The organism is Desulfitobacterium sp. PCE1 (assembly GCF_000384015.1).
GTDB classification, from domain to species: Bacteria; Bacillota; Desulfitobacteriia; order Desulfitobacteriales; family Desulfitobacteriaceae; genus Desulfitobacterium; species Desulfitobacterium dehalogenans.
Genome location: NZ_KB913023.1, coordinates 2,047,690 through 2,059,556 on the forward strand (window position 1 = coordinate 2,047,690; position 11,867 = coordinate 2,059,556).

Annotated in this window: 12 protein-coding genes; 11 read left to right on the plus strand and 1 reads right to left on the minus strand. The window is 44.2% G+C overall.

Annotated features, from left to right (window positions below; translation table 11 throughout):
- The first annotated feature begins 101 nt into the window (after positions 1–101).
- The 4 genes from DESPCE1_RS0110145 to DESPCE1_RS0110160 are packed head-to-tail and all read left to right on the plus strand — an operon-like array spanning position 102 to position 4,629.
- A complete protein-coding gene (locus tag DESPCE1_RS0110145) occupies positions 102–818 on the plus strand; it encodes a molecular chaperone (protein WP_019850409.1) in 717 nt (238 codons plus the stop codon).
- Complete coding sequence (locus DESPCE1_RS0110150; protein WP_019850410.1) at positions 818–3,202, plus strand: DMSO/selenate family reductase complex A subunit; 2,385 nt, start codon at positions 818–820, stop codon at positions 3,200–3,202. Before DESPCE1_RS0110145 ends, DESPCE1_RS0110150 begins: the two co-directional genes overlap by 1 nt.
- A 12-nt stretch (positions 3,203–3,214) precedes the next feature.
- Positions 3,215–3,787 carry a DMSO/selenate family reductase complex B subunit gene (locus DESPCE1_RS0110155; RefSeq protein WP_019850411.1) on the plus strand — a complete coding sequence of 191 codons (573 nt, stop codon included), beginning with the start codon at positions 3,215–3,217 and terminating at the stop codon, positions 3,785–3,787.
- 14 nt (positions 3,788–3,801) lie between these two features.
- Positions 3,802–4,629, plus strand: a complete 828-nt coding sequence (locus tag DESPCE1_RS0110160; protein ID WP_019850412.1) for a DmsC/YnfH family molybdoenzyme membrane anchor subunit — start codon at positions 3,802–3,804, stop codon at positions 4,627–4,629.
- Positions 4,630–4,774: 145 nt separating this feature from the next.
- Here the strand turns inward: DESPCE1_RS0110160 and DESPCE1_RS0110165 are convergent, their stop codons facing one another.
- Positions 4,775–4,960: a ferredoxin gene (locus DESPCE1_RS0110165; protein ID WP_014793918.1), complete on the minus strand. Its 186-nt coding sequence runs from the start codon at positions 4,958–4,960 to the stop codon at positions 4,775–4,777.
- A 192-nt stretch (positions 4,961–5,152) separates the two neighbouring features.
- On the opposite strand from DESPCE1_RS0110165, the gene DESPCE1_RS0110170 reads away from it, so the two are divergent.
- The 7 genes from DESPCE1_RS0110170 (at position 5,153) to DESPCE1_RS0110200 (ending at position 11,866) form a co-directional block, all read left to right on the plus strand.
- Complete coding sequence (locus DESPCE1_RS0110170) at positions 5,153–5,773, plus strand: B12-binding domain-containing protein (protein WP_014793919.1); 621 nt, start codon at positions 5,153–5,155, stop codon at positions 5,771–5,773.
- 48 nt (positions 5,774–5,821) lie between these two features.
- The gene (locus tag DESPCE1_RS0110175) at positions 5,822–6,625 is read left to right on the plus strand and encodes a methyltetrahydrofolate cobalamin methyltransferase (protein WP_014793920.1); all 804 of its coding nucleotides are present in this window, start codon (positions 5,822–5,824) and stop codon (positions 6,623–6,625) included.
- A 38-nt stretch (positions 6,626–6,663) separates the two neighbouring features.
- Positions 6,664–7,782 carry a uroporphyrinogen decarboxylase family protein gene (locus DESPCE1_RS0110180; protein WP_014793921.1) on the plus strand — a complete coding sequence of 373 codons (1,119 nt, stop codon included), beginning with the start codon at positions 6,664–6,666 and terminating at the stop codon, positions 7,780–7,782.
- A 67-nt stretch (positions 7,783–7,849) separates the two neighbouring features.
- On the plus strand, positions 7,850–8,575 hold the full coding sequence (locus tag DESPCE1_RS0110185) for a GntR family transcriptional regulator (RefSeq protein WP_019850413.1): 726 nt from the start codon (positions 7,850–7,852) through the stop codon (positions 8,573–8,575).
- Positions 8,576–8,621: 46 nt separating this feature from the next.
- The gene (locus tag DESPCE1_RS0110190; RefSeq protein WP_019850414.1) at positions 8,622–9,272 is read left to right on the plus strand and encodes a B12-binding domain-containing protein; all 651 of its coding nucleotides are present in this window, start codon (positions 8,622–8,624) and stop codon (positions 9,270–9,272) included.
- Between the two features lie 117 nt (positions 9,273–9,389).
- Positions 9,390–9,986 (plus strand): DUF1638 domain-containing protein, encoded by a 597-nt coding sequence (locus tag DESPCE1_RS21855; RefSeq protein ID WP_019850415.1) that lies wholly within the window; start codon positions 9,390–9,392, stop codon positions 9,984–9,986.
- 38 nt (positions 9,987–10,024) lie between these two features.
- Complete coding sequence (locus DESPCE1_RS0110200; RefSeq protein ID WP_019850416.1) at positions 10,025–11,866, plus strand: ASKHA domain-containing protein; 1,842 nt, start codon at positions 10,025–10,027, stop codon at positions 11,864–11,866.
- The last annotated feature ends 1 nt before the right edge of the window (position 11,867 follow it).

The window sequence follows — 11,867 nt, forward strand, 5'->3', positions numbered from 1 at the left end:
ATTCTGATAATCAAACTGTGAAGGGAGGTAAAATTCTAGCATTACTGGGGAGGTGAAAGTAAAGAAATTCACAAAAGATAAATAAGAGTGGAGGATACGGGATGGAACCTTCCAATTCGGGAATGGGACTTCTGGAAGCACGGGCGCTAACGTACAAAATTATTAGTGCAGGATTTATCAAGCTACCCAGCACAAATCTAATCAAGCTCACTATCAAAGATAAGCTTTTTGATTTCTTTCCCTTAGAGCTGAATACGGAGGAGTTTCAGCAAGGTTTACTTCAGTTAAAGTTGTGGAGTAGTCAGATAAACGAAACTAGCCTGGATAATATCGTTGTCCAACTAAATGCTGACTATAATCGATTATTTGTGGGACCTAATCATCTCCTGGCACCACCTTGGGAATCGGTTTATCTCACGGAAGAAAGATTGACCTTTGACCGTATAACTCTTGACGTGAGGGAGTTTTATGGTCGACATGGTCTGGAGTTTATCTTGATAAATAAAGAGCCGGATGATCATTTTGGCGTTGAACTTGAATTTATGGCAGAGTTGATTCACCGTCAGATCCAACACTTAAGGAAAGGTCAAATTGAAGAAGCTTCCTATATAGAAAAAGAACAACAGGCATTCCTTGGATTACATTTGTCAAAATGGACTCCCCATTTTACCCATAGTGTCCTCGAAGGAGCGCATACGGATTACTACCAAGGACTAGCCCGTTTAGCTCGAGATTTTATTATCTGGGATTACGAATACCTGAGCAGGGAGGATACTCAAGAACTAAGAAAATCTAAGGACGAATGGGAGGTAGGATAATGGTAAATAAAGACTTTAAAATCAGTCGTCGCTCCTTTTTAAAATGGAGCGCAGCTGTAGCGGGATCAACGACACTGGTGGGATGCATGCCCATAACTTCGGGAGTAGGAGCTGAACCTGCTGTTGCTCAAGCTGGGAATCGTCATCTCAATGCAGAAACAAAACCTTCGATATGTTGGCATAATTGCGGCGGTCGGTGTCAGATTAAAGCCCAGGTGAAAGACGGCGTTGTACTGAGTTTTGTTACGGACAATGAAGGGCCCGATACCCCAGACAATCTTCAAGCGAGAGCTTGTTTGAAGGGGAGATCCCAGCGTCAACGCCTGTATCATCCCGACCGGCTGAAATATCCCATGAAAAGAGTGGGGGAACGGGGAGCCGGACAATGGGAGAAGATTTCCTGGGAAGAGGCTCTGGATACCACGGCCTCTGAGTTAAAACGTATCATCAACCAATACGGCAATGAATCCGTATATTTCATTTATGCTTCGGGGGTCGGAGGAGCATTTAACCAAAGCTATATGGGGGGAGCATCAGGGAGACTCCTTAATGCATTGGGTGGATATCTCAGCTTTTATGGCAACTACAGCCAGGCAAATTATATGTATGCTATTCCTTATATGTTTGGGGCCGGTTATGGGGGAAGCTCTCCGACCAGTTTTCTGGATGCCAAGCTTATCGTGATGTTTGGCGATAATCCTGCCTGTACGCGGGTCGGAGGTCTCAATTCAACCTATTATCTCAAGTTAGCGAAACAAAATGGAACCAAAATTATTGTGATTGATCCCCGTCACAGTGATACAGTAGGTACCTTTGCCGACCAGTGGATTCCTATTCGTCCGACCACTGATGCTGCACTTGTGGCAGGCCTTGCTTATGTCATACTGACAGAAGAGCTTCACGATCAAGCTTTCCTGGACAAGTACTGCATAGGCTTTGATGAAGAGCACATGCCTGAGGGAGTTCCGGCAGGAAATTCCTACAAGAGCTACTTGATGGGAGTAAGCGATGGGCAGCCGAAAACCCCGGAATGGGCATCAGAGATCACGGGGGTTCCTGTGGAAACCATTAAACAATTGGCCAGGGAAATTGCCGGAGCAAAGCCCTGCTTTGTCCTTCAGGGACGGGGAGTACAGCGTCATGCTAACGGAGAATTCCAGGCCCTTTCCATACCCCTTTTAGCCCTGATGACAGGAAACATGGGGAAACTCGGTGCCAATCCCGGTATGCATGAAGGATTTACTTCAGTAAAAATGGGTGCATACCCTGCGGGCAGCAATCCAATACAAGCCAAAGTGTCGTTCTTCATGTTTACCGATGCCATTGAAAAAGGGGGCAACCATACCAAAGAAAATGGTGGATTGCAAGGTGCGGACCGGCTGCAGCATGGCATCAAGTTTATTTGGAATTATGGCGGCAATGCCTTGATCAATCAGCATTCCGATACCGGGCGGACTGCGGAGTTACTGAAAGACACCACGAAGTGCGAATTTATCTTGGGTATTGAGAATTTTATGACGCCAAGTATGGAGTATGCAGATATTATTCTCCCTGATATCACTCAATTTGAGCAGGAGGATATTGTTACACGCGCTTTGGGACAAGGGCTTGCTCTGTATGGGCAAAAATTGGTGGATCCCTTGTATGAGTGCAAGGGTGTTTACGAAATTTGTACAGAGCTGGCAAAACGCCTTGGCGTTCTTGATAAGTTTGATGAAGGCAAGAGTCAGGAGCAATATTTGCGTGAATGTGTAGCTGTGGCCCAGGAGGCTCATCCCGACTTCCCATCTTTCGAAGAATTCAGGAAAAAGGGCATTTATAAGACAAAACCTAAGAAAGTTATTGCTTATCAAGCTTTCGTGGAAGATCCGGAAAACAACCCTCTGCAAACTCCTTCAGGAAAGGTAGAGATTTTCTCTAAAGCCCTCTACGATATGAATAATCCGGAAAGGATACCGGCTGTTCCTAAATATGTAGCTGTTGCAGAGGGACCAAAAGGTGCTCTGAAAGATAAATATCCCCTTCAATGCATCGGCCATCATAGTAAACGCCGTGTTCATTCCACCTTTGATAATCTGCCCTGGATGGAGGAAGCAGAGCCTCAGAAATTATGGCTCAACCCCCAAGACGCGGCTGAGAGAGAGATTGAAGATGATGATACGGTAAGGATCTTTAACGATCGCGGGACGGTAAAAGTAAAAGTGAAGGTCACTCCCCGCCTCATCCCAGGAGTATGTTCTCTTCCCCAAGGAGCTTGGTATACCCCAGATGATAAGGGAGTGGACATCAGGGGATGTATCAACACCTTAACCACTTGGGACCCCACCGCCCTAGCCTGGGGTAATCCTCAGCATACGAATCTAGTTCAAGTAGAGAAAGCGTAGGAGGTGATTTGAATGGCAAATCAATACGGTTTTTATGTGGATCAACAGAACTGCATTGGCTGTTTTACCTGCCAGATTGCCTGCAAGGATAAAAATGATTTGGCAGATGGATTACGCTGGAGAAAGGTCCATGAATTCACTGGAGGATCCTGCATCGAAGAAAACGGTGTATTCAAAAGCAATGTCTTTGCTTACTGGCTTTCTCTGGGCTGTAATCATTGCCAAAATCCTAAATGTGTGGAGAATTGTCCAACCGGCGCAATGTACAAACGGAAGGAAGATGGCATCGTATTAGTGCACCAGGATCGGTGTGTCGGCTGTGGTTACTGTACATGGTCTTGTCCTTATGAAGTTCCAAAAGTCTCCGGTAAAACGGCCAGTAAATGCAATTTCTGCATCGATCTGCAGCAGGAAGGGAAAAATCCCGCCTGTGTTGATGCTTGCATTATGCGGGTATTGAAATTCGGTCCTATCGATGAGCTTCGCGCTGAATACGGAAAAGTTGCCGAGGTTAAGGGACTCCCCAGCGCCGATATCACCGAACCTTCGTTGGTTATTACACCGCATAAGGCCGCAATAAAGTAGAAGGGAGCTTCATCATGAAAGAAATGCCATTGATAATTTTTACTTTAACTATGCAGGCGGCTATCGGTGCAATCCTTTGGGCAACTATCCTACGCATCAAGGACAAAGAAGCCTCCGCCTTCAAAACCAATACCTTATGTGCATTAATCCTGAGTGCAGTGGGCATCATCGCTTCGCTACTTCATTTAGGGAAACCTTTCTTAGCACTTACCACCATGTCCAACTTCATGGCCTCCTGGTTGAGTAGAGAGATAGTCTTTAGCGGCGGCTTCTTTGTTCTAATAGCTGTCTTTTGGTGGCTGGAACGGACAAACAAAGCCAATTCCCTTAAACAAATAGCTGGCTATTTAGCCTGCTTATCAGGTTTAGCCGCAGTATTGGCCATGGCCAAACTTTATATGGAGACGATCATTCCGGCATGGCAAAGTGTGAACACATTGGTTGATTTCTATGCCACCACTCTAGTTCTAGGTGCGATAGTATTCTATATTTCCGCAGGACAAAAAGAAAGAGGGAAACTGCCCAGACTTGAGTTCTTCGTTCTTGGAATCGTTTTAGTGCAAATCGTTTTTCTTCCCAATTATGTTGCCGGCTTAGGAGCAACAGCAGGTGCCGGCCAAGAAAGTGCTGCATTGCTTGCCGGTGGTTATAGCGCTGTTGTTTTCTTGCGTTGGCTGCTTATGTTAGGCGGAATTTTCCTTTTCCTAATTTCACGCACAGGGAAATTTGTTAACCAAAAGAGCTTCTTATATACAGCGGTGGGGGTCTTGATCATCGGAGAAGTCATGGGGAGGTATCTTTTCTATACCTCCGGTATTCCCATTGGATTAGGAATACTTTAAACATCCGGATCATAATCGACAAACAAAATTATAGAGTGAATTAAAATACAAAGGCTTAGAAATGGTTGATCATTTCTAAGCCTTTGTCATGTAGTATCCTTCTTCAGGATGATTTGGCAGTTAAGCAATCATTAAAAGCTTGTTTTTACTCCAAAATGATTACATCTACAGGGCACATATCGGCAGCTTCCTTGGCCTTCTCTTCCAGTTCCGATGGAACAGGATTAACATAAGCTTCAGCCAGTCCGTCATCATTCATCCTAAAAATTTCTGGGCACACCGCTTCACAGGAGCCGCAACCAATGCAGTCAGATTCTACAGTTGCATACATGATAATTCCCCTCCCTTTTTATGTTCTTGCCTATATTGTAACAGAATTGTGTAAAATTTGGCAGTATTTTTTTCATGAAGAATTTTGTCGTTTTTAGGGGCATTAATTGTCTTTACAATTGTGAAGATTTGGTTTACCTTTGGAATAGAAGTATACTAGTATATACAACTATACTAAAAGGAGGTCTTTGTTTTGAGCGGTGAATTAGCGAAAAAACTGGGAGCACTGGATGAGGACGCAGTCTTAGCGGGAGTACAAGCTTTAAAGGAACAAGGTGTTCCTGGGCTGGATATCATTCAGGAGCTGCAGGAAGGAATGCAGGCGGTTGGTCAAAAGTATGAAGCTAAAGAGTATTTTCTCTCTGAATTGATTATGTCAGCTGAAATTTTCAATGAAGCTATTAGTGCACTGGGCGATTTATCCGGAACAGAGCAATCTCATTTAGGAAACTTTGTATTGGGCACAATCTATGGCGATATCCACGACATTGGGAAAAACATTGTCAGCACGGTTTTAAAATGCAATGGTTTTAATGTGATTGATCTTGGCGTTGATGTACCTACTGAAAAATTTATCGAAGGGATCAAAGAATATAAGCCAAAGGTCATAGGGTTCTCCTGTTTACTTACAACTGCTTTTGATAATATAAAGGCTGCCATCGAAGAGATTGAAAACGCCGGCCTTAGGAACGATCTGAGAATTCTCATTGGAGGCGGTCCTGTTGACCAATCAGTATGTGATTATGTAAAAGCGGATGCGGTCTGCAGGAGTGCTCAGGAAGCTGTGGAAGTCGCTCAAGAATTTTCAGTTTAGAAACCAGCCAGTCTATAGAGCATAGTGATCAGAATAGGAGGCGCTCGGATGCTCATTGTCGGAGAATTGATCAATACCAGTCGTACAGAAATTAGGACTGCTGCCTTAAACAGGGATGCCAAAACCATTCAACAGGTGGCTAAGGCCCAAGAGGAAGCAGGGGCAAGCTACCTTGATGTGAATTGCGGTAATTTAGTGGAACAGGAAATTGCAACCATGAGATGGCTTGTGGATACTCTCCAAGAGGTATCGACTTTACCCCTGAGTATAGATAGCCCTAATCCCACTGCTTTAACAGAAGGTCTGCAAAGAGCCCGGCATGGACAACCCATGATCAATTCAATTTCCAATGAATCTGCCCGCTGGCGAGCTGTAGTACCCCTGGTTTTGGAATACAAGACCAAAATCATTGCTCTATGTATTGAAGATTCAGGAATGCCGAAAGGGCTGGAAGATCGGTTAAGAATTGCTGATAGTATTATTAATAAGCTTGTTCAGGCTGGAGTGCCGCTGGAAGATATTTATATAGACCCCTTGGTGACTCCCATAAGCACGGATCAAAAAAACGGCAAAATACTTTTAAATGTTATTCGCACCATTATGGAGAACTATCCGGGTATTCATACGATCTGCGGCTTAAGTAATATTTCTTATGGATTACCTGCCCGCAAAGTCTTAAATCGTCTCTTTATGGTCCAAACCATGAGTGCGGGTATGGATAGTTATATCCTTAATCCTACGGACAAAGGAATGTTGGGGTCTCTGAAAGGTTCAATGGCATTGCTTGGACTCGATAGGCATTGTCGGGCCTATAATAATGCCTATCGAGATGGGTTATACGATCACGCCTAGGTTACTCGACCAAGAAGTAAAAGTTAGGAGTGAAACTAATGTCAAATAGTCAGTTATATAATGAGCGGAGAGAAAGGCTAGCAAAAGCTGTAGCTCTTGAGAAAACGGATCGGACTCCTGTGGTGCTGGAATTTGCAGCGTTTGCAGCCAGGGTACAAAACATGACGGTAGCTAATTATTCCAGCAACAGTTTAATTTCAGCTGAAGCAATGATCAAGACGGTAGAAAAAGTCGGTGGAGCAGATGGTATTGACTATGGAAGCTGGTTTAAACAAGGACTAGGTCTTATATGGCTAAGCAGGTTGAAGGTACCTGGTGAAGACCTTGCCGAGAACGAATTATGGCAAGTTGAAGAGATGGAACTAATGAAGCAGGATGACTATGACAGGATTGTTGTTGAGGGATGGCCTAATTGGCATTTGTCCTATATTCAGGAACGCATTAGCTCCGACATGCTCCCACAGATTATGGCCGATGCGCAAAACGCCCCCAAAGTAATGGAAATGTGGAAAGAAGCTGGTGTACCTCAATTGACGGGCGGTGCCGCTACCATAACGACAATTCCTTTCGAGATGTTTTGTGGTGGGCGTTCCTTCACTAAGTTTGTACGGGATCTGTTTAAAATACCTGATAAAGTTCAAGCAGCTATGGATGCGGCCTTACCTTACATGGCACCTCAAAGTATAACTAATTGTAAAAGTCTGGGTTCTGAATATATATGGTTAGGTGGCTGGCGGGCTGCAAGTGACATGCTTTCACAAAAACAGTGGGATCGATTTGTTTTTCCATATTATGAAAAACTCATTTACCAAGTACTTGACGCTGGAATTACTCCGATTCTCCATTTTGATTCCAACTGGACACGTGATTTAGCACGTTTCAAAGACTTTCCGAAAGGAAAGATCATCCTAGAGCTTGATGGCATGACGGATATCTTTAAAGCCAAAGAAATTTTAGGGGATACCATGTGTATTATGGGTGATGTGCCGGCATCCCTTCTTTCCCTGGGAACACCGGATGATGTTCATAACTATTGTCGGAAGTTAATTGAAGAGCTTGGTCCTACGGGCTTCGTTCTTCACTCTGGCTGTGATATTCCCATTGATGCAAAATTAGAGAATGTTCAAGCTATGGTTGCTTCTGTAACCTCTAAATAATTGATGATACAATAGACAAAGGCAGGCTGCTGCCTTTGTCTATCATTACTAAAGGGAGAAGGCTGTTATGAAGACTCGAGAATCCTTTGTACCGGTTTATTTTCAACTTGCTGAAGATCTAAAAGAAAAAATCCTGGCCGGCGAACTTAAGCCAGGTGATGCTTTACCTTCAGAGACCCAGCTGGGCGAGCAATACAGAATTAGTAAAATGACAGTGCGCAATGGACTAAGGCTCTTAGCTCAGGAAGGGCTGATTAAATCCTTCCGTGGCAAGGGGAACTTTGTTGCTCACCCGAATCTCAGTGAGCTTATACTTAAACTTTCCGATCCTGGATTAGAGAGTTCGAGAAGCTACGATGCTAAATTGCTCGCCATTAATGTTATATCCGCAGAGGATGGTGTTGCTCTACGCCTTCAGATTAAACCTGGAAGTAAACTCATTCGGTTCCGACGGTTGCTTCTTATGGATAAGGAACCGGTGGCGGTAGAGAACCGCTATCTAACCTATCAACGGGGTCAGCCCCTCGTGGAGCAGGAAATTAAGTATGCGGATTTTCCCGAGGCTGTAGCCAAGCATACAGGAATCATTACCGAAGGTAATCAAGTCACCATTTCCGCCGTCTCTTTAAACCAGGAAGATTCCGAATTATTGGAAACATCTTCAGGAATTCCTGCTCTAAAAATTGAACAACTGGTTTATGGAAGAAAAAATACCCCCTTAGGATTATCCATTATGATATGCCATGGTGAAAAATATCATCTCATCGCTTCAACACGGAGTTTTTTTAGCTAAGAAGTGCTTTGCTTTAGTGCTTCACGCTAGAGGGGAAGGAACGCATATGGTTGAAAGTATGCTTGTCGCCGCAGTGACCCGCCTTGATGTGGATAAGGTGTTATCCTTGGTGGAGTCGGAAATAGCAATTGGCAAAGGCTCCATAGAAATCATTGAAGAAACTCGCCAAGGAATGACACAAGTTGGTCATTTATACGACCAAGGAAAATACTTCCTGGCTGATCTTATGATGTCTGCAGAGATATTTAAAGATGTAATCAGTCTTGTGTCAAACCAGGCTAATTCCCTAGCAGCAATCGAACCATCTGCGACGATTTTGTTCGGAACCGTAAAAAAAGATATCCATGATATTGGTAAGAATTTAATGATTAATTTACTTCGCTTTAATGGGTACAATGTCATTGATTTAGGTGTGGATGTGGCGCCGGAGAGATTTGCCGAAGGGTGCATTAAGCATAAGACCTCCATCGTCTGCTTATCGGGGCTGATTACCCAATCCTATGATTCTATGCGTCTGACCGTCCAAGCTCTTGAGAAAATGGGACTAAGGCCAGGGGTAAAGGTGGTTATTGGCGGCTTAGTTAATGAACAGGTTAGACAATATACCAAAGCAGATTATTGGGTTAAAGATTGCTCAGAAGGAGTAAAGCTCTGTTCCTCTCTCTTCAATCTCAAAACACATCAAGAAATATCCTGAAGGTGAATTATATGAAGAAGACTGTAATCATAGCTTGCCATACCCCTTAAGGATGAACTTAACAGAGCAATCCAAGAGGCGGAATGCCAATTCCCTGTTTTATGGATAGAATCAGGGTTGCATCTTTACACAGATACCCTAAATAAGCGCCTCCAACAGGAATTGGATAGAATCACCAATGTAGAGCGTATCCTCCTGGCATTCGGGTATTGTGGCAACTCTTTACTGGGGCTGACATCCTCTGGTGCTCAATTGGTCTTTCCCTGTGTCGATGATTGTATCAGCCTTCTCTTAGGCTCTCAGCACGCAAGGAAGAAGATATCGGAAGAAATAGGGACCTATTATCTCACCAAAGGTTGGCTGGAATTCGAAAGCAACATATGGCAGGAGTATCAGTATGCGGTGAAGCGCTATGGCAAGGAAAAGGCGGAGCGCCTGTTCAGACAAATTCTTAATCATTATCACCGGTTGGCTGTTATTGATACAGGGGCCTACGCGGTATCCGACTTTCTCGAACTTACGAAAAAGATAGCTGACACCTTAAAATTAGCTCATCAGGTTATACCCGGCTCTACAAACTATCTGAAGAAATTGCTCACGGGTCCTTGGGATGATGAGTTTGTGATTATTCCTCCTGGGGAAATCGTTACCTTAACCCATTTATGCCACGACACTACCGAACCGCTTTTACAAATTACCAGTATATCCCAGTAGTCGATAGACAACCAGGGCGGTTGAGCGAGGTTTATTAAATGATTGAAGAAATGAAAAATCAGATCATAATTGATGGTCAAAATCTCATCATAGCTAAAAACAGTGCATGGACCCTTATGGATACCTTAACGGATGCAGGTGTACCTATGGAGTCTGTTTGCGGCGGAAAAGGAACCTGTGGCAAATGCAAGGTTCGGGTTTTGAGCGGGGAGGTTATGGGTTGTAACGGAAGCTTTGCTGAACCCGAAAAAGATGGTTCATACTTAGCTTGTCGGATTTATCCATTAGGTCAAGTCGTATTGGATAAAATCACAAAAAGAGGAGTGACGGCGAAAGGAGAAATAGGGAGAATCCATATTTCCTCCAAAGATAGGGTTCCAGTGCTCAGAAAGTCGGCGGTGCGACCGACCTATCCGACTTTAACTCAAAACTACTCGCTACAGGAAATGGTTAATAAGGTTAATGATGTGAAATATAAAGAGATGTTCAATTTACACAGCACAGCATTACAGGATATCCCTTTACTGGCACGGACCAAGACAGAGATATATACCTTAATTCATTTGGACAATAATGTGACCGCTGTGGAAGCAGGGGATACTTCCTCGGTTTTTTATGGAGTAGCTTTTGATATAGGAAGTACCACAGTGGCTGGAATGCTTATGGATATGAATAGAGGAGAAGTGGTCGCTTCAGCAGCCGAGACCAACCCTCAAACAGCCTATGGTGCAGATGTCATTTCTCGCATCAAAGCAGCTGAGAAGTCAGAAGGATTAAAGCAGCTTTCTGACTTAATTCGTCATTGTCTAAATAACCTTATCTGCAAGCTTTGTTCCGTCATAGGGATAAGAACGCAGGATATTTATCTGATGACCATCGTGGGAAATTCAACCATGGAACATCTTTTGATGGGTATCTCACCGATCAGCTTAACCATACCGCCCTATGTGCAAGTCTTTAAATCCATACCTCCCTTACCACCACAGGAACTTTCCCTGGATATTCATTCGGGGGGACGGGTGGTTCTTATACCCAATATTGCTAGTTTTGTGGGTGCCGATACCACCGCAGCTGTCATGGCCGTGGATCAGGATCTGACACCTAAGCTCACCTTATTGATAGATTTAGGGACGAACGGAGAGATTGTTCTCGGCAATCGTGAGCGCATGATTGTTACCTCTACAGCTGCCGGCCCCGCTTTTGAAGGTGCACAGCTATCCTGCGGCATGAGGGCAACGGATGGGGCCATTGATGATATCGTCATACTAGAGGATGTCCATATCCGAACGATTAACGATCAGAAGCCCGCAGGAATATGTGGTTCGGGAATCATTAAAGCTCTCGCAGAAATGGTTCGCAGGAGGATCATCACCTTCTCAGGTCGATTTGTGGAGAGCAGTCAAATGTCGCAACTCCCTCCTAAGCTCCGGTCCAGAATAAGAGAGAGGGATGGGCAAAGAGAATTTGTACTGGCTTTTGCAGAAGAAAGCGCAAACGGTTCAGATATTGTCATTACCCAAGGGGATGTCCGGGAACTTCAGTTGGTTAAATCCTCGATTTGCACGGGGTCTCAAATCTTAATGCAATCATTTGGAGTCAATCCGGAGGAGATTGAGCAAGTTTTTATCGCCGGTGCTTTTGGCAGCTTTGTAGATTTGGACAGCGCCTTAGCCATTGGCTTGATTCCTGTACATGAACGAAAAAGAGTTCGCTCCGTTGGCAACGCTGCCGGAGAAGGGGCTGCCAAGGCTTTGCTGTCAAACAACCACATCCAACGCTGCCAAGCCATTGCCGAGAAAGCAGAGTTCATCGAATTAGCGAATCATCCTCAGTTTCAAAAGAGCTTTATTAAAAATCTGGCATTTCCAGAGGAGGTATAAC